Source organism: Curtobacterium sp. MMLR14_010, from assembly GCF_001865015.1.
Lineage (GTDB): Bacteria > Actinomycetota > Actinomycetes > Actinomycetales > Microbacteriaceae > Curtobacterium.
Genome location: NZ_MJGV01000018.1, coordinates 88,213 through 111,748, shown reverse-complemented (window position 1 = coordinate 111,748; position 23,536 = coordinate 88,213). Strand labels below are relative to the sequence as shown.

General features: G+C 71.2%; 23 protein-coding genes. 20 read left to right on the top strand and 3 right to left on the bottom strand.

Going from position 1 to position 23,536, the window contains the following annotated elements; genetic code table 11:
• Window positions 1-25: 25 nt before the first annotated feature.
• Window positions 26-1,156, bottom strand: coding sequence for a glutamate--cysteine ligase (locus tag BIU98_RS03085; protein ID WP_071271317.1), 1,131 nt, complete (start codon window positions 1,154-1,156; stop codon window positions 26-28).
• Between the two features lie 127 nt (window positions 1,157-1,283).
• Between BIU98_RS03085 and aroA the strand changes: the two genes are divergently transcribed.
• The 8 genes from aroA to trmD all read left to right on the top strand — a co-directional run bounded on the left by aroA (window position 1,284) and on the right by trmD (window position 10,834).
• Window positions 1,284-4,442, top strand: coding sequence for a 3-phosphoshikimate 1-carboxyvinyltransferase (aroA, locus tag BIU98_RS03080; RefSeq protein WP_071271263.1), 3,159 nt, complete (start codon window positions 1,284-1,286; stop codon window positions 4,440-4,442).
• Window positions 4,443-4,446: 4 nt separating this feature from the next.
• Entirely contained in the window at window positions 4,447-5,616 is a 1,170-nt protein-coding gene (locus tag BIU98_RS03075; RefSeq protein WP_217635659.1) for an acyl-CoA dehydrogenase family protein, read from the top strand.
• An 88-nt stretch (window positions 5,617-5,704) separates the two neighbouring features.
• Complete coding sequence (locus BIU98_RS03070; RefSeq protein ID WP_071271254.1) at window positions 5,705-6,583, top strand: SDR family oxidoreductase; 879 nt, start codon at window positions 5,705-5,707, stop codon at window positions 6,581-6,583.
• A gap of 2 nt (window positions 6,584-6,585) precedes the next feature.
• Window positions 6,586-8,718: an FAD-dependent oxidoreductase gene (locus BIU98_RS03065; RefSeq protein WP_254787778.1), complete on the top strand. Its 2,133-nt coding sequence runs from the start codon at window positions 6,586-6,588 to the stop codon at window positions 8,716-8,718.
• A gap of 168 nt (window positions 8,719-8,886) precedes the next feature.
• Window positions 8,887-9,297 (top strand): 30S ribosomal protein S16, encoded by a 411-nt coding sequence (gene rpsP, locus BIU98_RS03060; RefSeq protein WP_071271251.1) that lies wholly within the window; start codon window positions 8,887-8,889, stop codon window positions 9,295-9,297.
• 5 nt (window positions 9,298-9,302) lie between these two features.
• On the top strand, window positions 9,303-9,539 hold the full coding sequence (locus BIU98_RS03055; RefSeq protein ID WP_071271248.1) for an RNA-binding protein: 237 nt from the start codon (window positions 9,303-9,305) through the stop codon (window positions 9,537-9,539).
• Window positions 9,540-9,558: 19 nt separating this feature from the next.
• Window positions 9,559-10,140, top strand: a complete 582-nt coding sequence (gene rimM / locus BIU98_RS03050; RefSeq protein WP_071271245.1) for a ribosome maturation factor RimM — start codon at window positions 9,559-9,561, stop codon at window positions 10,138-10,140.
• Between the two features lie 4 nt (window positions 10,141-10,144).
• Window positions 10,145-10,834 (top strand): tRNA (guanosine(37)-N1)-methyltransferase TrmD, encoded by a 690-nt coding sequence (gene trmD, locus BIU98_RS03045; RefSeq protein WP_071271242.1) that lies wholly within the window; start codon window positions 10,145-10,147, stop codon window positions 10,832-10,834.
• Between the two features lie 209 nt (window positions 10,835-11,043).
• On the opposite strand, the gene map is transcribed toward trmD, so the two are convergent.
• Entirely contained in the window at window positions 11,044-11,823 is a 780-nt protein-coding gene (map, locus tag BIU98_RS03040; protein WP_071271240.1) for a type I methionyl aminopeptidase, read from the bottom strand.
• Between the two features lie 173 nt (window positions 11,824-11,996).
• Here map and rplS point away from each other — a divergent pair, with 173 nt between their 5' ends.
• From rplS to BIU98_RS02995, 9 genes are all read left to right on the top strand, one after another.
• The gene (rplS, locus tag BIU98_RS03035) at window positions 11,997-12,353 is read left to right on the top strand and encodes a 50S ribosomal protein L19 (protein ID WP_071271237.1); all 357 of its coding nucleotides are present in this window, start codon (window positions 11,997-11,999) and stop codon (window positions 12,351-12,353) included.
• Window positions 12,354-12,496: 143 nt separating this feature from the next.
• Entirely contained in the window at window positions 12,497-13,243 is a 747-nt protein-coding gene (lepB, locus tag BIU98_RS03030) for a signal peptidase I (RefSeq protein WP_071271234.1), read from the top strand.
• Window positions 13,240-13,944, top strand: a complete 705-nt coding sequence (locus tag BIU98_RS03025; RefSeq protein WP_071271231.1) for a ribonuclease HII — start codon at window positions 13,240-13,242, stop codon at window positions 13,942-13,944. Before lepB ends, BIU98_RS03025 begins: the two co-directional genes overlap by 4 nt.
• 53 nt (window positions 13,945-13,997) lie before the next feature.
• The gene (locus BIU98_RS03020; protein ID WP_071271228.1) at window positions 13,998-14,321 is read left to right on the top strand and encodes a DUF2469 family protein; all 324 of its coding nucleotides are present in this window, start codon (window positions 13,998-14,000) and stop codon (window positions 14,319-14,321) included.
• Window positions 14,322-14,428: 107 nt separating this feature from the next.
• Complete coding sequence (locus tag BIU98_RS03015; protein WP_071271225.1) at window positions 14,429-14,782, top strand: Lsr2 family protein; 354 nt, start codon at window positions 14,429-14,431, stop codon at window positions 14,780-14,782.
• A gap of 140 nt (window positions 14,783-14,922) precedes the next feature.
• The gene (locus BIU98_RS03010; protein ID WP_071271222.1) at window positions 14,923-15,276 is read left to right on the top strand and encodes a YraN family protein; all 354 of its coding nucleotides are present in this window, start codon (window positions 14,923-14,925) and stop codon (window positions 15,274-15,276) included.
• The gene (locus BIU98_RS03005; RefSeq protein ID WP_071271219.1) at window positions 15,273-16,805 is read left to right on the top strand and encodes a YifB family Mg chelatase-like AAA ATPase; all 1,533 of its coding nucleotides are present in this window, start codon (window positions 15,273-15,275) and stop codon (window positions 16,803-16,805) included. The genes BIU98_RS03010 and BIU98_RS03005 overlap by 4 nt, the downstream gene beginning before the upstream one ends.
• A complete protein-coding gene (gene dprA, locus BIU98_RS03000; RefSeq protein ID WP_071271216.1) occupies window positions 16,802-18,043 on the top strand; it encodes a DNA-processing protein DprA in 1,242 nt (413 codons plus the stop codon). Before BIU98_RS03005 ends, dprA begins: the two co-directional genes overlap by 4 nt.
• 24 nt (window positions 18,044-18,067) lie before the next feature.
• The gene (locus BIU98_RS02995; RefSeq protein ID WP_083392915.1) at window positions 18,068-18,997 is read left to right on the top strand and encodes a tyrosine recombinase XerC; all 930 of its coding nucleotides are present in this window, start codon (window positions 18,068-18,070) and stop codon (window positions 18,995-18,997) included.
• Window positions 18,998-19,018: 21 nt separating this feature from the next.
• On the opposite strand, the gene BIU98_RS02990 is transcribed toward BIU98_RS02995, so the two are convergent.
• Window positions 19,019-19,582 (bottom strand): murein hydrolase activator EnvC, encoded by a 564-nt coding sequence (locus BIU98_RS02990; protein ID WP_083392914.1) that lies wholly within the window; start codon window positions 19,580-19,582, stop codon window positions 19,019-19,021.
• A 332-nt stretch (window positions 19,583-19,914) separates the two neighbouring features.
• On the opposite strand from BIU98_RS02990, the gene BIU98_RS02985 reads away from it, so the two are divergent.
• The 3 genes from BIU98_RS02985 to tsf all read left to right on the top strand — a co-directional run bounded on the left by BIU98_RS02985 (window position 19,915) and on the right by tsf (window position 23,472).
• Entirely contained in the window at window positions 19,915-21,357 is a 1,443-nt protein-coding gene (locus tag BIU98_RS02985) for a sugar porter family MFS transporter (RefSeq protein ID WP_071271213.1), read from the top strand.
• 273 nt (window positions 21,358-21,630) lie between these two features.
• The gene (gene rpsB / locus BIU98_RS02980; RefSeq protein ID WP_071271210.1) at window positions 21,631-22,557 is read left to right on the top strand and encodes a 30S ribosomal protein S2; all 927 of its coding nucleotides are present in this window, start codon (window positions 21,631-21,633) and stop codon (window positions 22,555-22,557) included.
• An 87-nt stretch (window positions 22,558-22,644) separates the two neighbouring features.
• The gene (gene tsf / locus BIU98_RS02975) at window positions 22,645-23,472 is read left to right on the top strand and encodes a translation elongation factor Ts (protein WP_071271207.1); all 828 of its coding nucleotides are present in this window, start codon (window positions 22,645-22,647) and stop codon (window positions 23,470-23,472) included.
• The last annotated feature ends 64 nt before the right edge of the window (window positions 23,473-23,536 follow it).

Here is a 23,536-nt window from a genome sequence, read left to right as displayed (position 1 = left end):
GGCCTCCCGTCTGTCTGTGGTGCGTTCAGAGCGAGTCGCTCAGCTCGGCGACCAGGTGCCGGACGACCGCGCGCAGGTCGCCACCGTGCTGCTGCGCCACCGCGAGCTGCCGCTGGTACGACGCGCCGCGCTCGATCATCGTGTCGAGGTGGTGCAGCTCCTGCTGGCAGCCGAGGCGCTCAGCGATCGGGTCGAGCCGCGTCACCAGGTCGTGGACCTCGTCGGTGACCAGCCGCTCGTCGCCGGCGACGTTCGTGATGATCTCCGCGTCCATGCCGTAGCGGGCGGCGCGCCACTTGTTCTCGCGGACGAACCAGGGCTGCATGGTCGGCAGGGTCTCGCCGGCGTCGAGCCGGTCCGAGGACGCGGTCACCAGGCACTGGACGAGCGCGGTGACGGCGCCGACCTCCTGCAGTGTCGAGATGCCGTCGGAGACGCGGTTCTCGAGCGTGCCCCACCCCGGCGAGGGGCGGATGTCCCAGCGGAGGTCCTTGACGCCCTCGATCACACCGGTGTGGGTGAGGTCACCGACGACCTCCTCGAAGTTCGCCCACGCGCCGAGCTGCGGCGGGAGCCCGCCGGTGGGGAGCTGCTGGAACATCAGGGCGCGGTTCGACGCGTACCCGGTGTCGGTGCCGGCCCAGAACGGACTCGACGCGGTGAAGGCCTGCAGGTGCGGCACGTAGGCGAGCATCGCGTTCATGATCGGGACCGCCTTGTCGCGGTCGTCGATGCCGACGTGCACGTGGACGCCCCAGATGAGCATCTGGCGGCCCCACCACCGCGTCCGGTCGATGAGCTCCGTGTAGTGCTCGCTGTCCGGTGTGATCTCCTGCTGGTCCCACACCGCGAACGGATGCGTGCCGGAGCACATGACCTGCGCGCCGAGCGGGTCGGCGGCGTCGATGACCTCACCGATCGTGGCGGAGAGCTCAGAGGTGGCACCGCGGACGGTGTCGTGCACGCCGGTGACGACCTCGACCGTGTTGGTCAGCAGCTCCTCGGTGACCTTGTCGTGGTCACCGAGGCGCTCGTGCACGGCGGCGATGACGGCTGGCGCGCGGGGAGTCAGGTCGCCGGTGTCGCGGTCGACCAGCGGGAGCTCCCACTCGACGCCGAGGGTCGACGGGCGGGACTCGGTGAAGCGGATGTCCATGCTGTACATCCTGCCGGGCAGGTTGTCGGACACGCACAACGAACCGCTGTCCCGATCGTGCGGATCGGGTTCTCAGGACCTTCACACCGGGACTACCGTAGAAGCGCCGCACAGGGAAGAGGTACGCATGCAGCTGGTCGTCCGCGGTTCGTCCGCACCGCTCGTCGGAGAACTCGACATCCCGGTCTCGAAGTACCACGCGCACCGCGCGCTGGTGCTCGCGTCCCTGGCGAAGGGGACGAGCATCGTCTCCGGGATCAGTGCCACGCGACAGGTCGAGTGGACCGTCGGCACGCTCCGTGCCCTCGGCGTCGACGTCAAGCGCCGCGGTGACGAGTACCACGTCACCGGGCTCGGCGGCCGGTACGAGGCCACCGACGTCGTCGACCACGGCTCCCGCGGCGCCGACGGCCTGCTCAACATGGGGTCGTCCGGCACCACGCTGTACTTCATGACCGGCCTGGCGTCCCTGGCCGACAAGCCGATGACGCTCTCGGGGATGAAGTACTTCCAGCGTCGCCCGATCAAGGCCCTGCTGACCTCGCTGACGCAGATGGGCATCGAGCTCGACGCCCCGAACGACTGCCCGCCCGTCACCGTCCAGCCGAAGCGCCCCCGCGGCGGCGACGTCTCGATCGCCGGCACCCTGTCGCAGTGGGTGTCCGGACTGCTGCTCGTCGCGCCCTTCGCCGAGCAGGAGACCCGCATCCACATCACCGGCGGGCGGCTCAACGAGCAGCCCTACGTCGAGCTGACGGTCCGGATGATGCGGCAGTTCGGCCTGCGGGTCGAGGTCTCCGACGACTGGCTCGAGTACCGGATCCCCGCGGGCCAGCAGGCCACCCCGCACGACTACGTCATCCCGCCGGACATCGGCTCCGCCGCGTTCGGCATCGCCGCCGCCGGCATCCGCGAGTCGAACGTGCTCCTGCGCGGCCTGCGGTCCTTCACCACGGCGGAGACCGACCACCCGGAGAGCGAGTTCCTCGACCTCGCCACCGCGATGGGCGTGCCGATGCGCATCGACGAGGAGACCGGCTTCGTGCGGATCGAGCACGACGGCTCCCCACTGCGCCCGCTCGACATCGACTGCCGGCCGATCCCCGACCTGCTGCCCGTCCTGTCCACGATGGCGACCTTCGCCGAGGGCACGACCCGGCTCTGGAACGTGGCGCACATCCGCCTGAAGGAGTCCGACCGCGTCGCCGCGATGCTCCAGCTCAACCGGATGGGCGGCCGCGCCGAGCAGGGCGCCGACGAGCTCCGGGTCACGGGTGTGGGCGCCGGGGCGCTGCAGGGCGCGTCGATGTCGTCGTTCAACGACCACCGCGTGCTGATGTCCCTGGCCGTCGCCGCGACCCGGGCCGAGGGCGTCTCCGCGCTCACCTACCCCAGGGCCTACCGGATCTCGTACCCGACCTTCCTCGAGGCGATGAACTCCGTCGGCCTCGACATGGAGGTCGGCGACGCCGAAGCCGCGACCGCCGAGGCCGAGGTCCGCGCCGACCGTGCCGAGGTCGTCGACCAGCGCACCGACCTCGGCGAGGACCCCACCGCGGCCGCCCGCGCCGAGGACCTGCCGGCGCTCGCCGGGGTCGACGCCGAACCGCTCGTCCTCAGCGAGAAGGTGCGCTCGCTCGCCGAGACCGACCCCGACGGCCTCGCCGTGATCGAGGTCGGCGGTCCGGAGCCGGTCAACACGACGTGGCGCGAGCTGCAGGACGAGGCCGACCGGGTGTCTGCCCTGCTCCTCGAGCTCGGGGTGCGCCGCGGCGAGTCCGTCGCGATGCAGCTCCCGAACTGGCGCGAGTTCGTCTCGATCACCCTCGGGGCGATCCAGATCGGCGCCGTCGCCACGCCGATCATGCCGGTGTTCGGTCCACGCGAGACCACCATGACGCTCGCACGGTCCCGTGCCCGCGTGGTCTTCCTGCCGAACGTCTTCCGCAAGCGCCGCCCGGCCCTGGAGCTCCTCGACGTCATCGACGAGGCCGCCGCCCAGAAGCGCCGGCTCGCGGTCGAGCACGTGATCGTGCTGCGCTCCGAGGCCCGTGGCCCGGGGGAGACCCCGACGAACCAGCCGCCCGTGCCCGCCGACGCCTTCGAGCGGGTCGCCGCGAGCGAGTGGAACTGGCGCTACTGGGACACCGCGCTCGGCTCGGTGCAGGTCGACGTCGAGCAGATCCGCTCGCACGCCCCGACCCCGGACGACATCTGCCAGCTGCTCTTCACCTCCGGCACCACCGGCGAGCCGAAGGGCGTCCAGCACCCGCACCGCACGCTCGGCCTGGCCACCGCGATGCACGTGGCGCAGTCCGGGCTGACGAGCGAGGACCGGATCTACATCCCGTCGCCGCTCGCACACCAGACCGGGTTCCTCTACGGCATGCTGCTGGCGTTCCGGCTCGGCGCACCGCAGGTGATCCAGCCCGTGTGGGACGGCCGCGGGGCCCTCGAGCAGGCCTTCGGCGCGGCGGGAGCGACGTTCGTGCAGTGCGCGACGCCGTTCCTCACCGACCTGGTCGACCTGGTCGAGGCCGGCGCCCCGGCACCGGAGAGCCTGCGCATCTTCGTGCCGACCGGCGCCGCGGTGCCCCGTGCCCTCGCGCAGCGGGCCGCCACGGTGCTCGGCACGGCGATCCTCGGCGCGTTCGGCACCAGCGAGACCTGCCTCGGTGCGCTCTCCAGCCCGAGCGACGACCCCGCCGCGGCGTACGGCCACGACGGCCGGGCGCTCCCGGGCATCAGCATCCGCATCGTCGACGACGAGGGCACCGAGCTGCCGGCGGACACCGAGGGCAACTTCGAGCTGTCCTCGCCGACGATGTTCGACGGCTACCTCGACCGCCCCGACCTGACCGACGACGTCTTCACCCCCGACGGCTGGTACCGCACCGGCGACCTGGCGAAGGTGGACGCCAACGGCTTCCTCTCGATCACCGGTCGCGTCAAGGACGTCATCAACCGCGGCGGTGAGAAGATCCCCGTCGTGGAGATCGAGAACCTGCTCTACCAGCACCCGCTCGTGACGGACGTCGCGATCGTGGCGATGCCCGACGCGCGCCTCGGTGAGCGGGCCTGCGCCTACGTGGTGTCGGCACGGGCCGACGAGCCGCTCGACTTCGCCGGCATGCAGCAGTACCTGGAGAACGCCGGCGTCAGCAGGTACTACTGGCCCGAGCGGCTCGAGTACATCGACGAGCTGCCGCGCAACGCGGTCGGCAAGGTCCAGAAGAACGTCCTGCGCGAGCAGGTCGCCGCGCTCGTGAGCACGAAGGAGAACTGAGACGATGACGATGGTCATGGAACCCGCGACCGAGCAGGACCTCCAGGAGCTCAAGGCCGAGGTCACCGAGTGGGTCCGCACCCGCGGCGAGGACTGGGCGAACGAGATCGAGCGCACCGGCCAGGTCGCGCCCGAGCTGTTCCAGGAGCTCAAGGAACGCGGATGGCTGAGCCTCGCGGCACCCGTCGAGCTCGGCGGCCGGGACATCCCGTTCTCCCGCTACCTCGAGGTGATGGAGATCATCTCGCGCTCGCACGCGTCGATCCGGATGCTCGTGCACGTCATCAACGGCACCTGGCGGGCGATGGCCCCGTACGCCTCCCCGGAGCAGATCGAGCAGGTCGTCAAGCCCTCGGTCGCCGGTGACAAGCTCGTCGCCTTCACCCTGACCGAGGCGACGGCCGGCACCGGCGCCGACATCCGCACGACGGTCCGCCGCGAGGGCGACACGTACGTGATGAACGGCGAGAAGCACCTCATCACGTTCGGTGTGAAGTGCGACTACTGGCTCATCGCGGCCCGGCTCGAGGGCACCACGGGCCAGGACGGCACCGTCGCGTTCCTCATGCCGAACACGGGGCTGCCCGGCGCCGAGGTGATCGACGACTCCGACACCATGGGCATCCGCGGCACCGACCACGCGATCCTCCGCTTCACCGACACCCCGATCCCGGCCAGCGCCCGGCTCGGCGACGAGGGCCAGGGGCTCGAGGTCGCGCTCGGCGGCTTCCTGCTCCCGAGCCGCATCTCGGTCGCGATGAGCGCCGTCGGCCTGGCCGAGCGGGCCAACGAGCTCGCCGTCGAGTACGCGAACGAGCGCGAGACCTTCGGCAAGAAGCTCGCCACGCGCCAGGCGATCCAGTTCTACCTCGCCGAGAACTACGCCGACATCGCCGCCGCCCGGGCCCTCGTGCTCGAGGCCGCCCGCGCCTACGAGGAGGGCCGCCCGGACGCCGGCACGCTCTCCAGCGCCTCGAAGATGATCGCGGTCGACATGCTCGCCCGCGTGACCGACAAGGCGCTGCAGGTGCACGGTGGGCAGGGCTACTGGAAGCGCAACGCGATCGAGCGGGTCTACCGCGACGCCCGCGCACAGCGCTTCGAAGAGGGCACCAACGAGATCCAGAAGCTCATCGTCGGCCGCGCCGTCGTGACCGGCCAGGCCGGCTTCTAGGACGCAACCGACAACCGGGCAGGAGGCCCGTGGCGGGGCCCGCCACGAGCCTCCCGTCCGCCCCTGCACACGCACGAAGAGGACTCACGTGACCGACCCCAGCACCGCACCCATCGCCCTGATCACCGGCGCGTCGCGCGGCATCGGCCGCCTGCTCGCGCAGAAGCTCGGCGCGCGCGGCGTGACCGTCGTGATCAACTACAAGAAGAACGCGGACCTGGCCGAGGAGTCCCTCGCCGACGTCCGCGCCGCGGGCGGCGACGGCATCACGGTGCAGGCCGACATCGAGGACCCGGCGTCGCTCGACGCCATGTTCGACCTGGTGCGGGACACCTACGGCCGGCTCGACATGTTCGTCGCGAACGCCGCCGCCAGCGCGTTCAAGCCCGTCGCGGACCTGAAGCTGCACCACCTCGACCGCAGCTACGCCACGAACGCCCGGTCCTTCGTGCTCGGCGCCCAGCGTGCCGCCGAGCTGATGGACCGCGGCGGGCGGATCGTCGTCGTGACCTCGTACGGGTCGCTGCGCGCCTTCCCGACCTACGCAGCACTCGGTGCCGCCAAGGCCATGACCGAGTCGTACATGCAGTACATGGCGGTGGAGTTCGGCCCGCGCCAGATCACGGTGAACGCGGTCAACGGCGGGCTCATCGACACCGACTCGCTCGACTACTTCTACAACGCGGTGCCGGGCATGGCGCCGATGGAGTCCGTCCTGTCGAAGGTGCCGCTGCAGCGCCCGGGCACCGCGGACGACATGGCCGACGCGGTGGACTTCCTGCTCTCCGACAAGGCGTCCTACATCACGGGGCAGATCCTCTCCGTCGACGGCGGCATCACCGTCGTCGCGCCGCCGTTCTGGTCGGACACCACCTCGCCGCTGCGGGACGCCGTCCTGCCGGGTGACGGCGCCGAGGGCGCTGGCGGTCCCAAGGGGCCGTCCGTCATGGGCGACGTCGGGGAGTAGTCGTGACCCTCGCCGCTCCTGACACCGCCGTCACCGCCGTCACCGCCGTCGCGTCCGCGTGGACGCTCGGCCCGCTGCACCTGGGCAACCGGGTGGTCATGGGGTCGATGCACACCGGGCTCGAGGTCCACGACGACGGCGGAGCCGGCATGGCGGCGTTCTACCGTGAACGTGCCGCCGGGGGAGCGGCCTGCATCATCACCGGCGGCATCGCGGTCAGCGACGAGGCCCGCGGCGGTCCCGACTTCGCCGTGTTCGGCGCGGACGGCGCCGACGAGCGCTTCCGGGTCGCGGTCGACGCCGTGCACCAGGAGGGCGGCACGATCCTCGCGCAGCTCTTCCACGCCGGGCGGTACGCACTCGTGGGCGGCATGGTCGACCGGCACGGCGACCCCCAACGAGCGGTCGCACCGTCGGCGCTGCCCTGGGCGGCTGCACGGGGCGTGGTGCCGACCGAGCTCACGGCGGACGAGGTCGAGCGGACCATCGAGGACTTCGCCGCCGCGGCACGCTCGGCCCGTGCCATCGGCTTCGACGGCGTCGAGATCATGGCGTCCGAGGGCTACCTCATCAACCAGTTCCACTCGCCGCTGACGAACCTGCGCGACGACGCCTGGGGCGGCTCGCCCGAGCGCCGTCGACGGTTCCCGGTGGCCGTCGTCCGGGCCGTGCGGGACGCCGTGCCCGACCTCGCCGTGACGATCCGACTGTCCGGCGCCGACCTGATGCCCGGGTCCTCGACCCCGGACGACGTCGACGCCCTGGTGCACGACCTGCTGCCGCTCGGCCTCGACGGCATCTCGGTCGGCATCGGCTGGCACGAGTCCCGGACGCCCACCGTCCAGGCCGCCGTGCCGCACGGCGCGTGGCTGTCCTACGCGCGGCGCATCGCCCGGGTCGTCCGCGAGTCGCCGTACCCGGACGTGCGGGTCATCGCCTCGAACCGGATGACGGACCTGCGCGACGGTGAGGCCGTGCTCGCCGACGGGCTCATCGACGCCGTGGCCCTGGCGCGCCCGTTCCTCGCCGACCCCGCCATCGTGGCCCGTTCGCTCGAGGGCCGCTTCGCCCTGGTGAACACGTGCATCGGCTGCAACCAGGCCTGCCTGGACCGCTCGATCGTCGGCGCGCCCGTGTCGTGCCTCGTCAACCCCCGCGCCGGACGCGAGCTCGCCTTCCCGCTCCGCCCGACGACCGAACCGAAGCGCGTCGACGTCGTCGGCGGGGGACCGGCGGGGCTCGCTGCCGCGGTCGACGCCGCCCGTCGTGGCCACCGCGTGACCCTGTGGGAGGCCTCCGACCGGCTCGGCGGCCAGTTCGGGCTCGCCGCCGTCGTCCCGGGCAAGGAGGACTACGCCGCCACCGTCCGCGCGGCCCGTGCCGAGCTCGACGAGCGCGGTGCGACCGTGCAGCTCGGGCGCCCGGCGACCGCCGCGGACCTGCTCGACAGCGACGCCGTGGTGCTCGCCCCCGGGGTCCTGCCCCGCGTGGTCGACGTCCCCGGCGCTGACCTGCCGCACGTCGTGTCGTACGAGCGGGCGCTGACCGAGGGCGTCCCCGAGGGCACCGTCGCGGTCATCGGTGGCGGCGGCATCGGCGTCGACACCGCGGCCTTCCTCACCGAGTCGCCGGACGAGGCCGTGCGTGCGGGGGAGTTCGCCGCCCGCTGGGACCTCTCGGTGGCGCGGGACGTCGTCGGCGACCTGCCCCAGCGCGAGCCGGCAGCCACGCGGACGATCCGCCCCGGTGACCAGGTCACCGTGCTCCGACGCACGGGCAAGTTCGGCCAGGGCGTCGGCCTGACGTCCCGGTGGGTCGCACTCGGTCGGCTCCGTGACGCGGGTGTGAGCATGGTCGGCGGCGTGCAGGAGTACCTGCGCATCGAGCCGGGCACGCTCTGGATCCGTGACGAGGACGGCGAGGATCGGGCCGTCCCAGCGGACCACGTGGTGATCTGCGCCGGCCAGGAGAGCGCTCTCGGCGCGGACGGTGACGACCCCACCGGACTGGTGTCGAGCCTCCAGGACGCCGGCGTGCCGTTCGCCGTCGTGGGCGGCGCACGCGACGCCCGGAGCGTCGACGCCGTCCGCGCGACGAGCGAGGCGCTGGAGGCGGTGCGGACACTCGCACCGTGACGGCGCGTCCTGGCTCGCTTCTCGCTCGGAAACCTGCAAGAATGAACGGTCGAAACGTGTCCGCTCGACCCTCTATCCAGCGGATCACGTATCTCTCGAGCTTCCACCGTGTGTGCCCCCACGCCCGCGGTTCCGGTTCAACCACAACAACACGCAACAGGAGCATTTGTGGCTGTCAAGATCCGTCTCAAGCGTCTCGGTAAGATCCGGGCGCCGTACTACCGTGTCGTCGTCGCCGACTCGCGCACCAAGCGCGACGGTCGCGTCATCGAGGAGATCGGTCAGTACCACCCGACCGAGGAGCCCTCGGTCATCAAGATCGAGTCGGAGCGCGCACTGTACTGGCTCGGCGTCGGCGCACAGCCGACCGAGCAGGTCGCCGCACTCCTCAAGCTCACCGGTGACTGGGCCAAGTTCAAGGGCGAGGCCGACACCACCTCCAAGGTGAAGGTCGCCGAGCCGAAGCAGCCCTTCACGGTCGACTCGACCAAGAAGGCCGTCCTCAAGCCGAAGACGGAGAAGAAGGCCCCGGCCGCTCCCGCCGAGTCGGCCGACGACGCCGAGACGACCGAGGCGTAACGACCTTGCTCGAATCTGCGCTGACGCACCTCGTCAAGGGGATCGTCGATCACCCTGACGACGTGCGCGTCGCCAGTTCCACCTCCGCGCGGGGCGAGGTCCTCGAGGTGCACGTGCACCCCGAGGACCTCGGCCGCGTGATCGGACGCGCCGGTCGGACCGCCAAGGCGCTCCGCACCCTCGTCACGGCTCTGGCCGATGGCAAGCGGGTGCGGGTCGACGTGGTCGACTCCGATTCCTGACGAGGCGACCCAGGTCCGGGTGGGTCGCATCACCAAGGCGCACGGGCTCAAGGGCGGTCTCAAGCTCGAGCTCTACACCGACGACCCGGATCGTCGGTTCACGCACGGAGCGGTCTTCACGCTCCAGGTCCCCGAGGACTCTCCCTGGTCGGGCAAGACGCTCGCCATCGACGAGCTCCGCTGGTACAACGGCCACGCGGTCGCCTTCTTCGAGGGCATCACGGACCGTTCCGGCGCCGAGACCCTCGCACGGGCCATCCTCTGGGTCGACCAGGACCCCGACGAGGAGACGGGCGAGGACGACGCCTGGTACGACCACCAGCTGGTCGGCCTCCGCGTCCTCCGCGACGGCGTCCAGGTCGGCACGGTCGCCCGCGTCGACCACATGCCGGCGCAGGACCTGCTCGCCGTCGACACCGACGACCGTGGCGAGGTCCTGGTGCCCTTCGTCTCCGCGATCGTCCCGGCGGTCGACATCGCCGCCGGCACCGTCACGGTGACCCCGCCGACCGGCCTGTTCGAGGACCCGATCGCCGAGATGGCGACGCCCGAGCCGCCGTCCGCCGTCGCGTCGAGTCCCGCCCCCGACGACGAGTCCTAGCGCCGTGCGCATCGACATCGTCACGATCTTCCCGGAGTTCTTCGGCGTCCTCGACGTCTCGCTCCTCGGGAAGGCGCGGCAGGGCGGGCTCCTCGACCTGCACGTGCACGACCTGCGCAGCTGGACGACCGACCGGCACCGCACCGTCGACGACACCCCGTACGGCGGCGGTGCCGGCATGGTGATGAAGCCCGAGCCGTGGGCCCAGGCGCTGGACGCGATCCTGCGTCCCGACGGGTCGTCGACGCTCGTCGTCCCGACCCCGGCCGGCACGCCGTTCCGGCAGTCGATCGCCCGGTCGCTCGCGGACCACGACCACCTCGTCTTCGCCTGCGGGCGGTACGAGGGCATCGACGCCCGCGTCTTCGCGTGGGCGGCGTCGCGGTGCTCGGTCGTCGAGCTGTCCCTCGGCGACTACGTGCTCAACGGCGGCGAGGTCGCAGCCATGGCCATGATCGAGGCCGTCGGTCGCCTGGTGCCCGGCGTGGTCGGCAACCCCGAGTCACTCGTCGAGGAGTCCCACGAGGACGGCCTGCTCGAGTACCCCTCGTACACGAAGCCCGCCGCCTGGCGTGACCACGACGTGCCCGAGGTCCTGCTCTCCGGCCACCACGGGCGCATCGCCGCGTGGCGGCACGAGCAGCAGGTGGAGCGGACGCGGCGCGTCCGCCCGGACCTGCTGCCCGACGCGTAGCCAGCGCCCTTCCCTGTCGCGTTCCCCGCGGCAGGTCGAATCGCGCGTGGCAGGTCGAATCGCGCGTGGGTGGTCGGATCTTCCGACCACCCACGCGCGTTCTCGCTTGCCATCGCACGCGGTGTGGGTGGGACCGTGTGCCGGACTGGAGGCTCGGTGCCAGGTCGCGCCGAGCCTCCAGTCCGTCAGTCCGGCAGCCCGTCAGCCCGTCAGGTGCGCGCGTTCGCGCGCAGGGTGAGGATCTCGGGTCCGGTCTCGGTGACCGCGACGGTGTGCTCGACGTGCGCGGCGTGAGAGCCGTCGACGCTCCGGAGCGTCCAGCCGTCCGCGTCCTGCACGAGTTCGTCGGTCCCCTGCATGAGCCAGGGCTCGATCGCGACGACCAGGCCGGGGCGGAGCTTGAGGCCGCGACCGGGCCGACCGTCGTTCGGGACGTGCGGTTCGCCGTGCATCGTGCGCCCGACCCCGTGACCGCCGAACTGCAGGTTGACGTCGTAGCCGGCCCGGCGCTCGACCGCCCCGATCGCGGCCGAGACGTCACCGAGCCGGTTGCCGGGACGCGCCTGCGCGATGCCGGCAGCCAGGGCCCGCTCCACCGTGTCGATGAGGCGCTGGTCCTCCTCCCGAGGCGTGCCGACCTGCACGGTGACGGCGGAGTCGGCCACCCAGCCGTCGACGCTCGCGGCGAAGTCGAGGCTGACGAGGTCACCGTCGACGAGCACGCGGTGGTGGGGGAGTCCGTGGAGTGCGGCGTCGTTCACACTCGTGCAGAGGTTGTGCCCGAACGGCGAGTTGCCGAACGACGGGTGGTAGTCGACGTAGCAGCTGACGGCGCCGCGGTCGGCGATCATCTGTGCGGCCACCCGGTCGAGGTCGAGGAGGTCGACGCCCACGTCGACCGTGCGGAGCAGCTCGTCGAGGACGTCGGCCACGAACCGGCCGGCGACGCGGAGTCCGTCGAGTTCGGTCGGGGTGCGGAGTTCGATCATGGGACCATCCTCCCCGGTCCGGCGTTGTGCGGCGTACGGGAGCTGTGGCAGTATGGACAGCTGTGCCCTGGCTGGACTCTGCCACGGGGGAGTCGCCGACACCGGGCACACCACTTCGTTCCCACCACCGATCCGCGGCGACCCGTGTGCGTCCGCAGAGAGTGAACTGACTCATGAGCCAACTCCTCGACAACGTCGACGCAGCATCGCTGCGCACCGACGTCCCGGACTTCCGCGCGGGTGACACCGTCAAGGTCCACGTCAACATCATCGAAGGCACGCGCTCGCGTGTCCAGGTGTTCCAGGGCGTCGTCATCGGCCGCCAGGGCCACGGCATCGGTGAGACCTTCAAGGTCCGCAAGGTCAGCTTCCAGGTCGGCGTCGAGCGCTGGTTCCCGGTGCACTCGCCGATCATCGACCACATCGAGATCGTGACCCGCGGTGACGTCCGTCGCGCCAAGCTGTACTACCTCCGCGAACTGCGCGGCAAGGCGGCTCGTCGCAAGATCAAGGAGAAGCGCGACAACTGATCGCCTTCACAGTGAGCGTCGCGAGCCGACGCCACTGACGGCCCCTCGTCCATGTACGGTTGTGCATCGGACGGGGGGCTCTCCCGTTCCCCGGTCCCGCTCGAGCGCGGCGCCGGACGCTGGTTCCTGACGACGAGGATGGCATGACCGACACGACCGAGAACGACGGGCGTCGGCCTCGTGCCACCAAGCAGCGGAACGGTGTGCTCACCTTCCTGCGGGACCTGCTCATCATCTTCGTCGCGGCACTCCTGGTCTCGTTCCTGGTCAAGACCTTCCTGATCCGCTCGTTCTACATCCCGTCCGCGTCGATGCAGAACACGCTGCAGATCGACGACCGGGTCATCGTGAACGAGCTCGTCCCGGACACCGTCTCGCTCAAGCACGGCGACATCGTCGTGTTCAAGGACCCGGGCGGGTGGCTGACCGGCGCCGAGGTGCCGAGCGTCACGCCGACCTCGCAGCCGGCCCGCGCGATCGACTGGCTGCTGACCCAGGTCGGCCTCGGCACCGGCGACAGCGACGACCACCTGATCAAGCGCGTGATCGGTCTGCCGGGCGACAAGGTCGCGTGCTGCAACGACCTCGGGCAGATGACGGTCAACGGCGTGCCGCTCAAGGAGCCGTACCTCAAGCTCCCCGCCGGCGAGACCCGGGCCTCCGGCACCGACTTCTCGGTCACCGTCCCCAAGGGCACCATCTGGGTGATGGGCGACAACCGCTACGACTCCAAGGACTCCCGCTACAACGGCGACACCCCGTCGAAGGGCTTCGTGCCGCTGTCCGACGTGACCGGTCGGGCCTTCGTGATCTCCTGGCCGACCAGCCGGTGGACGTGGCTCGACGACTACCCGAACGTCTTCGCCGGCGTGGAGGAGAAGCACCAGTGACCCCGGTCCGTCCGTCCCTGCGCGTGGAGAAGTCGCTCTTCGCCGCCGGGAGCGTGACGGTCATCGGCGTCGACGAGGTCGGCCGTGGCGCCATCGCCGGGCCGGTCGCGGTCGGTGCGGCAGCGGTCACGATCGACGTCCGTCGTGTACCGCAGGGCCTGGCGGACTCGAAGCTGCTCTCGGCCGCCCGCCGCACCGAACTCGTGCCGGTGGTGACCAGGTGGGCCCGCACGGCCGTCGGCATGGCGTCCGCCGAGTACGTCGACGAGCAGGGGATCGTGCCGGCGCTCGGACTGGCCGGGGCGCGGGCGCTCTCGGCACTGGCGGACTCCGGTGTGTCCTTCGCGGGCGCCGTGGTCGTGCTCGACGGCTCCTTCGACTGGCTGTCCCGCGCCCTGCCGCCGACCCTGGTGGAGACCTCGCCGCTCGAGGTCACCGTGCGGGTCAAGGCGGACCGGGACTGCGCCTCGGTGGCAGCGGCCTCCGTGGTGGCGAAGGTCGAGCGGGACACGCTGATGGTCGCGGCGCACGACGACGCGCCGCACTACGCCTGGGCGTCGAACAAGGGCTACGGGTCGACGGCGCACTACGACGCCATCCGCGCGGTCGGACCGCACGCGCTGCACCGGAAGAGCTGGCTGCACGCGGCATCGAGCGTGGCGCTGGACGGCTTCGACGAGCTGGCGGCCCCCGTTGTGTGATCGGTCGATGGCGCGTCGTCTCGGTGCCATCTGCGCCGTAGACTGGTGCCGCAATGGATGATGACGAATTCGACGACTACGACCGCGAGGTCGAGCTCGCTCTCTACCGTGAGTACCGCGACGTCGTGGCGCAGTTCCGCTACGTGGTCGAGACCGAGCGCCGGTTCTACCTCGCCAACGAGGTGGAGCTCGCGCGCCGGGACACCGAGCACGACTTCTACTTCGAACTGACGATGACCGACGTGTGGGTCTGGGATGTCTACCGTTCCGACCGCTTCGTGAAGTCCGTCCGCGTGCTGACGTTCAAGGACGTCAATGTCGAGGAACTCACCACGCGTGAACTCGAACTGCCGAAGGAACTCGCACTCGACGAGTAGACGCAATTCCGACGTCGTCATCGTGAACCGCCGGGAGAATTGTGCGCATTTCCGGTCCGCCGGATACTGTGGAGGGGATTTCCACCCCCACGCGCAAGGAGCACGCAATGGCACAGAAGGTCACCGTCCAGCTCGTCGACGATCTCGATGACTCGCCCATCACCGCCGGAGATGGCCGTACCGTCGAATTCGCATTCGATGGCTCCACGTACGAGATCGACCTGTCGAACGACAATGTCGACAAGTTCCGCGACGCGATCTCCGACTACATCGCCGCTGCCCGGAAGGTGAGCGGTCGTCGTACCACTGGCGGGACCGCCGCTCCGAAGTCGGCCCCCAAGCGCGGCAACTCGGAAGAACTCGCGAAGGTCCGTGAATGGGCCAAGGAGAACGGCTACGAGGTCTCCAGCCGTGGGCGCATCTCCACGCAGGTGCAGGAAGCGTACGCCGCAGCGCACTGATCCTCACGTTCTTCGAGAACCCGGTCGACCGAATGGTCGGCCGGGTTCTTTCGTTCCACCACAGGTGCGAAATCGTTGTCGTTCTCCACAGATGACGGCGCATTGCAGATCCCCGATCGACGTTTCCCGACGATTACCGCATGGGAACAGTCACTTTGGGAGCCCGCGGCGAAGCGATCGCCGCCGATTGGCTCGAACGGCACGGGTACGTGATCGTCGATCGGAACTGGCGCTGCGCGCGGGGAGAGCTGGACATCGTCGCCCGCTCGGCCGAGGACCTGGTCTTCGTCGAGGTCAAGACCCGGGCTGGGGCGTCGACCGGTCATCCGCTCGAGGCCGTCACGCCGCAGAAGCTCCTGCGCCTCCGACGGCTCGTGCCCGCGTGGTTCGCCGCGCACCCGGACCACTCGGCGCGGGCGATCCGCATCGACGCCATCGCCGTGCACGTCATGGGTGACCGAACGGTGGTCGAGCACGTCGAGGCCGTCGCATGACCGACATCGGCCGGGCGTCCGCCGTCGCGCTCCTCGGCGTCAGCGGTCGGCTGGTGGAGGTCGAGGCCCACCTCACCAGCCAGCTGCCCGCCTTCAGCATCATCGGACTGCCCGACACGTCCCTCGGCGAAGCCCGCGAGCGGGTGCGGTCGGCAGCGGCGAACGCGGGGTGCCCACTGCCCGCCCGGCGGATCACGGTCAACCTGACGCCAGCCGCCATCCCGAAGCGCGGGTCGGGCTTCGACCTCGCGATCGCGATGGCGGTCCTCGCCGCTGCTGGCGGTGCACCTCGCGCCTCGGCGCGTGTCGCCTACGTCGGTGAGCTCGGTCTCGACGGACGGGTCCGTCCGGTGCCGGGGGTGATCCCGATGACGCTCGCGGCGCGTGACGCCGGCATCGAGCGGGTGGTCGTCCCCGTCGGCAACGTGGAGGAGGCACGGGTGGTGCCCGGCGTCACGGTGCACGGCGTCGACTCGCTCCGCGGCGCGGCCATCGACGCGGGCGCCCTCCTGCCACCGGTCGACGTCGAGCCCGTGCTCACGGACCTGCCACCGGAGCGGCCCCAGCGCGCCGTGGACCTCGCCGAGGTCGTGGGGAACGAGGTCGGGGTGCACGCGATGATCGTCGCCGCCGCCGGTGGACACCACGCGCTGCTGCTCGGGCCGCCCGGCGCCGGCAAGACGATGCTCGCCGAACGGCTGCCAGGACTGCTGCCCGACCTCGACTCCGACGCCGCGCTCGAGGTCGCTGCGGTCCGGTCGGTCGCCGGGCTCGGTGCCCGGTCGTGGACACCGAGGCCGCCATGGGAAGCCCCACACCACTCGGCGTCGGCGGTCGCGCTCATCGGCGGCGGCTCCGGGACGATCCGGCCGGGTGCCGTGTCCCGCGCCACCCGCGGGGTGCTGTTCCTCGACGAGGCACCGGAGTTCCCCCGGGTCGTGCTCGACGCGCTGCGGCAGCCGCTCGAGTCCGGACGGATCACGGTCCACCGTGCCGCTGGTGCTGCCGAGTTCCCGGCGCGGTGCCAGGTCGTCCTCGCCGCGAACCCGTGCCCGTGCGGGAACGCCGGTTCCCTGCCCGGATCCGGTGCACCGCCCTGCGACTGCACGGCGATGACGCTGCGTCGGTACATGGGACGGCTGTCCGGGCCGCTGCTCGACCGGATCGACATCCGGGTGCAGGTCCAACGCGTCACCACGGGCGCGATCCGACGAGCGGCGGGCACCACGCCGACGAGCGCCGAGGCCCGGGCGCTCGTGGTGGCCGCGCGTTCCCGGATGCGCTCCCGGCTCGAGGGCACGGGCTGGACCACGAACACCGAGGTCGCGGGGAGCTGGCTCCGAGGCGCTGGCCGCGCGGAACCCGGGTCGACGAAGGACCTGGACCGGGCGCTCGACCTCGGCACGCTCACCATGCGCGGGTGGGACCGGGTGATGCGACTCGCGTGGACGCTGGCCGACCTCGACGGGGTCGATCTCCCCGGTGAGCCGCAGGTCCGCGCCGCGATCGGGCTCCGGAGCGCGCTGTGAGCGGGTTCGGAGGCGAGGGACGACCGGTGGACCTCGGCGAGGTGCACGAGGGGACGGTCGACACCGAGGATGCCTTTGCCCGGGTCGCCTGGAGCTCGCTCGTGGAGCCGGGCGACTCGACCGCGGGGGTCCTCGTCGAGGCCCTCGGGGCAGCCCGTGCGCTCGCCCTCGTGCTCGAGTCCGTGCACCGCGACGTGGCCGTGCTCGTCCGTGCGTGTCTGGACGCGGGCGTCGTCGGCCCCGGTGAGGGCGCGGCGTTCGAGACGGCGCTCGTGGCGGCAGTCGCCCGGTGGCGTCCGCGGACCCACGCGCTCGACGTCGCGGCGGTGGTGGCGTCCGCACGCCGGGTGGGCAGCGCGTTGCTGCTGCCCGGGGACGCGGACTGGCCCGAGCGCCTGACCGACCTCGGTGCCCACGCCCCGCTCGTGCTCTGGGGGCGCGGTCGGCTCCGTGGTCCGGCGGGAGCACTGCGGCGCCCGTGCCTGTCGGTCGTCGGCAGTCGCGCGAACACGCTCGCCGGGGCCGAGGCCACGGCGGAGATCACCTCCGCGGCTGCCGATGCCGGCTGCTCGGTGATCAGCGGCGGGGCGTACGGCATCGACGCCGTGGCACACCGGGTGGCGATCGCCGCCGGCACGCCCACGGTGGCGGTGCTCGCCGGTGGGATCGACCAGCTCTACCCCGCCGGACACGTCGAGCTCCTCCGGACCGTCGGCCACCAGGGACTCATCCTCGCCGAGTCACCACCGGGGACCCGTCCCACGCGGTGGCGGTTCCTCGCACGCAACCGGTTGATCGCGGCGCTCGGGCACGCGACCGTGGTGGTCGAGGCCGGCGCGCGGTCCGGGGCGCTCAACACTGCCCACCACGCGGCGCAGCTCGGGCGACCGGTGCTGGCCGTACCGGGCGCGTTCTCGTCCCCGGCGTCCTTCGGGTGCCACCGGCTCGTCGCGCAGGGTCGGGCGCAGCTCGCGGTCCAGCCGGACGACCCGGTGCGCGCGGCACTCGAGGCTGCCGGGGGGCCATCAGCGCAGCCGGAGGACGCCGTGCCGCTGCGTTCGGCATCGGAGGACCCGGAGGTGGTCCGGGCCGTCGACGCCCTCGGACGACGTCCTACACCCGTGACCGAGGTCGCTCGGCGGTCCGGGCTCTCGGTCGCGGCTGCCACGGACGCGCTGGCGCTGGCGGAACTGCAGGGACTTGTCGTCCGACGCCCGGACGGGTGGGCAGCGCGATGACGGGCGGGTGCCTAGTCTTGGCGCATGGACGGTCGTGGCGGGTCACTCGGTGGCGCGGTCTCGGCGTTCCTCGCCGACGCGTTGCACGTGCGGGGGCTCAGCGAGCAGACGGTGCGGGCCTACCGGGGCGACCTCGAGGACCTCCTCTGCTTCACCGAGGCCCGCGGGCTCGACGCCGTGCAGGACCTGTCGCTCGAGGTGCTCCGCGACTGGCTCTGGGCGTCGAACGAGCGTGGTCTCGCCCGGTCGAGCATCGCGCGGCGGTCGTCCTCCGTCCGGGCCTTCACCCGGTGGGGGAGCGAGAACGGCGTCCTGCCGAACGACCCCGGTGTCCGCCTGCGGGCGCCGAAGGGCGCGTCGCACCTGCCGAGGGTCGTCTCCGTTGACCAGGTGCGGGAGCTGCTCGACGGGCTCGCCGGGCGTGCGAGCGGGGACGACCCCGTGGCCCTGCGCGACCTGGCGCTCGTCGAGCTCCTCTACGCCGCGGCGATCCGCGTCAGTGAGCTCGTGGGCATCGACGTCACGGCGGTGGACCGCGGACGCCTGACGGTGCGGGTGCTCGGGAAGGGCGGCAAGGAGCGCGTCGTGCCGTTCGGCGTGCCGGCGCAGGACGCGATCGAGGCCTGGCTCGCGCGAGGGCGTCCCGTGCTGGCTGCCCGGGCAGCGGGGACGGCGTTGCCGGCGCTGTTCCTCGGTGACCGCGGTGGGCGCCTCGGGGTCCGGAGTGCCTACCGCGTGGTCGCGCGGCTGCTGCAGGACCTGCCGGGCGAGGGGCCGAGCGGCCCGCACACCTTCCGGCACACCGCGGCGACGCACCTGTTGGACGGGGGAGCGGACCTCCGCGCCGTGCAGGACCTCCTCGGCCACGCGAGCCTCGGCACGACGCAGATCTACACGCACGTGTCCTCGGCACGGCTCCGCGAGGTCTACCGAACGGCGCACCCCCGCGCCTGAGCCGCCGTGCCCGGCGTACCGTCACCGCGGCCAGGCGGATTCGGGGAGCAACACCGGCCACGCGGCGGCGGACAGGTAGGGCGTCGGGTCGACGTACTGGCCGTCGAGCCTCGCGCCGAGGTGGAGGCACGGGTCCTCGGCAGGGCAGTGTCCGACGGCCACGAGCCCCACGGCCTCACCCTGCCCGACGGTGTCACCCCGCGCGACCGAGGGCTGCACCGAGTCGAGCGTGCTCACGAGCCCTCCGCCGTGGTCGATCGTCACGACGGGCCGGCCGCCGACGGCACCGGCGAACGTCACGACGCCGTCGTCGACCGCGACCGCCGTGGTGCCGAGCGCCGCAGCGACGTCGATGCCGCGATGCCCGGCCGCGTAGTCGTCCGCGGGCGGTTCCCACGGGCGCTCGACCACGCGCGACCCGGTCGGCCACACCCACGGGGGAGCCGCTCCACCGGGACCCGCACCACCGGGACTCGCACCACCGAGATCGGTCCCGGCGGCGCCAGGAGCGCGGGGCGGAGTCGGAGCGAGTGCCGTCGTGCAGACGAGCCCGAGCAGCGCGAGCACCAGGGTGAGGCGGTCCATGGGACCAGCGTGGCGATCGGGCGGCGACCGGTGGCGGGCGCAGGCGGATCTGTGGAGGGTGGGGCGAGCCTCCCGGCTGTGGTGGGACGGCGGAGGCGAGCCGAGCCATCGCGCGACACCGTCGACGTCGTACGACAGCGACGTTGTCGTTCCGAGTCGGCAACGGAGACAACGGGGATCAAGAAGGCCCCGCGAACCTGGTTATGACCACCAGCCGCTCGGGGAGTATCGTCGAGGCCGCTCCGGACCACGCAACGCCGCCCGGCCGGCGAACCAGTCGACCGCCGGGGCACCGTGCACGATCCCGCACGGCGGCAGAACCCAGGAGCATCGTGTCGAACACAGCAACCGGGCACGGAGAAGACCGTGCGTTCAAGGGGAAGGTGACCCTCTTCGCCATCGCGGCGGCCGTGGGTGGCTTCCTCTTCGGATTCGACTCGTCGGTCATCAACGGCGCCGTCGAGGCCATCAAGGGCGAGTTCGACCTGTCCGAGGGCGCCAGCGGCTTCGCGGTCGCCTCGGCCCTCATCGGGTGTGCGTTCGGCGCCTACTTCGCCGGCCGTCTCGCTGACCGCTGGGGCCGCACCCGGGTGATGTTCTGGGCAGCCGTGCTGTTCTTCGTCTCCTCGATCGGGTCGGGCTTCGCGTTCGCCACGTGGGACTTCGTCCTGTGGCGCCTCATCGGCGGTCTCGGCATCGGCACCGCGTCGGTCATCGCCCCCGCGTACATCTCCGAGGTCTCCCCGAAGGCGATCCGTGGGCGGCTGGCCTCGTTCCAGCAGCTCGCGATCACGCTCGGCATCTTCGCCGCCCTGCTCTCCGACCAGTTCTTCGCGGTCACGGCTGGCAGCGCCTCGGCCGAGGTCGCCGGTCTGCCGGCCTGGCGCTGGATGTTCCTGGTCGGCGTGATCCCGTCGATCGTCTACGGCATCCTGGCGATCACGCTGCCGGAGTCGCCGCGCTACCTGCTCACGAAGGGCCGGAAGGACGACGCCCGCGAGGTCATGACGAAGATCGTGCCCCGCGACACGGTGAACACGAGCCTGGAGGAGATCCAGGACGGCATCGAGAAGGAAGCCAACGAGAAGAAGGGCTCCATCCGCGGCAACCGCTTCGGCCTGCAGCCCATCGTCTGGGTCGGCATCATCCTGGCCGTGCTGCAGCAGTTCGTCGGCATCAACGTGATCTTCTACTACTCGACCACCCTCTGGCAGGCCGTCGGGTTCAAGGAGAGCGACTCGTTCCTCATCTCGACGATCACCTCGGTGGTGAATGTCGCGGTGACCTTCATCGCGATCTTCCTGGTGGACAAGGTCGGTCGCAAGCCGCTCCTGGTCGCCGGATCCGCGGGCATGTTCGTCTCGCTCGCCATGGTCGCCATCGCCTTCTCGCAGTCCGTGATGGTCGACGGCGAGCCGAGCCTGCCGGGTGCCTGGGGCATCATCGCGCTCATCTTCGCGAACCTCTTCGTCGTCTCGTTCGGCGCCACCTGGGGTCCGCTCATGTGGGTGCTCCTCGGCGAGATGTTCCCGAACCGGATCCGTGCGACCGCGCTCGGCATCGGGTCGGCCGCCAACTGGGTCGCGAACTTCATCGTCACGATCTCGTTCCCGGTCCTGTCGGGCTTCAACCTCACCGTCACGTACGGCATCTACGCGCTGTTCGCCCTCATCTCGTTCTTCTTCGTGATCGCGAAGATCCCCGAGACGAAGGGCCGCTCGCTCGAGGAGATGGGCATCTCCGCCGAGGGGGAGACGAGCGCCGCCAAGGCCTAGTCACCACCGCAGTGCCGGACGGGAGGCCCGGATCACCATCGCCGATCGGCGCACGTGATCCGGGCCTCCCTTCTGCTAACATCGACCCCAGCAGCGCGCCGTGGCGCGCTGACTTCGCGTGTCCACGCAACGCACCCGATCATCGGTCCCGCTCTCACGAGCGGGCGGTCGCGTGTCAGGGCACCAGGGACCACGACCTCCGGTCGTGGTCGACACAACCGCACCAGGTGCACGGTCATGCCGTGCGCCGAGAACACAGAAGGAGGACGGCACATGGCCGTCGTCACCATCCGCCAGCTGCTCGACAGCGGCGTCCACTTCGGACACCAGACCCGTCGGTGGAACCCGAAGGTGAAGCGCTTCATCCTCGCCGAGCGCTCGGGCATCCACATCATCGACCTCCAGCAGTCGCTGGCGTTCATCGACCGCGCGTACGACTTCGTCAAGGAGACGGTCTCGCACGGTGGCACGATCCTCTTCGTGGGCACCAAGAAGCAGGCGCAGGGCTCCATCGCCGAGCAGGCGACCCGCGTCGGCCAGCCGTACGTCAACCAGCGTTGGCTCGGCGGTCTGCTCACGAACTTCCAGACGGTGTCCAAGCGCCTCGCGCGCATGAAGGAGCTCGAGGAGCTCGACTTCGACGACACGACGAAGGGCTTCACCAAGAAGGAGCTCCTCATCAAGAAGCGCGAGCTGGACAAGCTCCACAAGACCCTCGGCGGCATCCGCAACCTCACGCGGACCCCGAGCGCGCTCTGGATCGTCGACACCAAGAAGGAGCACCTCGCCGTCGACGAGGCGCAGAAGCTCGGGATCCCGGTCATCGGCATCCTCGACACCAACTGCGACCCCGACGAGATCACGTACCCGATCCCGGGCAACGACGACGCGATCCGCTCCGTCGGCCTGCTGACCCGCATCATCGCGGACGCCGCAGCCGAGGGCCTCAAGACCCGCCACAACGGTGGCGACGACGACGAGGCCACCGAGCCGCTCGCCGAGTGGGAGCAGGAGCTCCTCGGTGGCGACAGCGCGACGCCGGCCGCCGACGCCGCCCCCGAGGGCAGCACGGTCGAGGAGAACAACGCGGACGCGCAGGTCGCGGACAAGGAGATCGGCGAGCCGATCCCCGACGCCGCGAAGAACGCCGAGCCGACCGCCGAGGCCGCTGCCGCTGCGGAGACCACCCCCGCCGAGTGAGTGTCCGAGGGCGCCGGGCCACACGGCTCGGCGCCCTCGACTCCGCTCGATCCCCACACACGCACAGTCCAGAAAGGACGCCAGCCAATGGCAAACTTCACCGCACAGGACGTGAAGAAGCTCCGCGAGGACCTCGGGGCCGGCATGATGGACGCGAAGAACGCGCTCGTCGAGGCCGACGGCGACTACGACAAGGCCGTCGAGCTGCTCCGCATCAAGGGTGCCAAGGCCGTCGCCAAGCGCGATGACCGCGCCACCTCCGAGGGCGTCGTCGTCGCGACCGCCGACAACGGTGCCGCCACCGTCGTCGAGCTGGCCAGCGAGACCGACTTCGTCGCGAAGAACGAGAAGTTCACCACCCTCGCCGACAAGGTCCTCGCCGCGGTCGCCGCTGCGGGCGCCACCGACGTCGCGTCGGCCAACCAGGCCCCGCTCGACGGCAAGACCGTCCTCGACGTCGTCAACGAGAACGCCGCAGCGCTCGGCGAGAAGCTCGAGGTCCGCACGGTCCGCCGTGTCGAGGGCTCCTCCTTCGAGATCTACCTGCACAAGACGAGCCAGGACCTGCCCCCGCAGATCGCCGTCGTCGTCGCCTACGAGGGCGACAACGCGGCCGAGGCCCGTTCGATCGCGCAGCACGTCGCGTTCGCGAACCCGACGTACCTGACGCGCGACGAGGTCCCGGCCGACGAGATCGCCAAGGAGCGCGCCACCGTCGAGGCGATCACGCGTGAGGAGGGCAAGCCCGAGGCCGCCCTCCCGAAGATCGTCGAGGGTCGGGTGAACGCCTACATCAAGCAGGTGTCGCTCCTCGACCAGGACTACGCGAAGGACAACAAGATCTCCGTCGCGAAGGCCGCCGCCAACGCCGGCATCACGATCCAGGGCTTCGCCCGCGTCAAGGTCGGCGCGTAACGAACCCGTGACGGGGCCAGGAACCACATCGGTTCCTGGCCCCGTTTCTGCGCGCTGCGGCGCG

Excerpts from the sequence above, each read along its gene's own strand:
- BIU98_RS03085 (WP_071271317.1), bottom strand. The coding sequence starts at position 1,156 with ATGGACATCCGCTTCACCGAGTCCCGCCCGTCGACCCTCGGCGTCGAG.
- aroA (WP_071271263.1), top strand. The coding sequence starts at position 1,284 with ATGCAGCTGGTCGTCCGCGGTTCGTCCGCACCGCTCGTCGGAGAACTC.
- BIU98_RS03075 (WP_217635659.1), top strand. The coding sequence starts at position 4,447 with ATGACGATGGTCATGGAACCCGCGACCGAGCAGGACCTCCAGGAGCTC.
- map (WP_071271240.1), bottom strand. The coding sequence starts at position 11,823 with ATGATCGAACTCCGCACCCCGACCGAACTCGACGGACTCCGCGTCGCC.
- rplS (WP_071271237.1), top strand. The coding sequence starts at position 11,997 with ATGAGCCAACTCCTCGACAACGTCGACGCAGCATCGCTGCGCACCGAC.
- lepB (WP_071271234.1), top strand. The coding sequence starts at position 12,497 with ATGACCGACACGACCGAGAACGACGGGCGTCGGCCTCGTGCCACCAAG.
- BIU98_RS03020 (WP_071271228.1), top strand. The coding sequence starts at position 13,998 with ATGGATGATGACGAATTCGACGACTACGACCGCGAGGTCGAGCTCGCT.
- BIU98_RS03015 (WP_071271225.1), top strand. The coding sequence starts at position 14,429 with ATGGCACAGAAGGTCACCGTCCAGCTCGTCGACGATCTCGATGACTCG.
- BIU98_RS03010 (WP_071271222.1), top strand. The coding sequence starts at position 14,923 with ATGGGAACAGTCACTTTGGGAGCCCGCGGCGAAGCGATCGCCGCCGAT.
- BIU98_RS03005 (WP_071271219.1), top strand. The coding sequence starts at position 15,273 with ATGACCGACATCGGCCGGGCGTCCGCCGTCGCGCTCCTCGGCGTCAGC.
- BIU98_RS02995 (WP_083392915.1), top strand. The coding sequence starts at position 18,068 with ATGGACGGTCGTGGCGGGTCACTCGGTGGCGCGGTCTCGGCGTTCCTC.
- BIU98_RS02990 (WP_083392914.1), bottom strand. The coding sequence starts at position 19,582 with ATGGACCGCCTCACCCTGGTGCTCGCGCTGCTCGGGCTCGTCTGCACG.
- rpsB (WP_071271210.1), top strand. The coding sequence starts at position 21,631 with ATGGCCGTCGTCACCATCCGCCAGCTGCTCGACAGCGGCGTCCACTTC.
- tsf (WP_071271207.1), top strand. The coding sequence starts at position 22,645 with ATGGCAAACTTCACCGCACAGGACGTGAAGAAGCTCCGCGAGGACCTC.